At 64.4% G+C, this 763-nt stretch carries 1 pseudogene; it reads left to right on the plus strand.

Going from position 1 to position 763, the window contains the following annotated elements:
* Positions 1-108 precede the first annotated feature (108 nt).
* A pseudogene (locus RMT89_RS40445) lies at positions 109-763 on the plus strand (major capsid protein); the annotation flags it as partial.

Below are 763 nucleotides of genomic sequence, written 5' to 3' on the forward strand. Positions count from 1 at the left end.
GTCGTGTGGCATTGCTCAGTCAACGTCGCCAAGCTCCCCAAGGCGCACGTCGAGCCGCAAACCGGTTCCGACGCGTCGAAGTTCGACCTCGTGAAGGAGGGCTGATCCATGGCTGAACTGTGGACTGACCTGATCGACCCTGCCGAGCTCACCGGCTATGTCCGTGAGGGCTTGTCGGCCATCGAGCGCCGCAAGGGCTCGCTCGCCCAGTTCCTCCCGAACCGGGAGGTGGACGACATCTCCGCCCGCTTCCACAAGGGCCAAAACGGTCTCGTGGATGAGGCGAAGTGGCGCGCATACGACGCTGAGCCCGAGATCGGCGACACCCCTCCCGAGGGCCGTGTCATCATTGAGTTGCCTGCTGTGTCTCGCAAGGAGGTTGTCAGCGAGTACGCCCAACTGCGGCACCGGAACGCCTCTGACGACTCGATCCGTAACGCAAGCTTCCGCGCTGCCGACCGGTGCGTACTGGCTATCGCTGATGCGGTGGAGCGGATGCGTGGCATTGTGCTCGCCACAGGCAAGGCGACCATCACACAGCCCAACTACAAGACCAGCGATGACTTCGGTCGAGACGCCGACCTGACCATCACCGCGAACAGCCTCTGGTCGACCGACACCACGGACGGACTGACCCAACTCGAGACGTGGATGGACCTGTACTCCACCCGCAACGGCACCGAACCCGGCGCGATCGTCATGCCGCGCCGCGTGTTCCGCGCCCTGTCCGGACTGAAGGTCATGCAGGGCCAGACCGCTGCTG

This window comes from Streptomyces sp. P17 (assembly GCF_032436805.1).
In the GTDB taxonomy this organism is placed as follows: Bacteria; Actinomycetota; Actinomycetes; order Streptomycetales; family Streptomycetaceae; genus Streptomyces.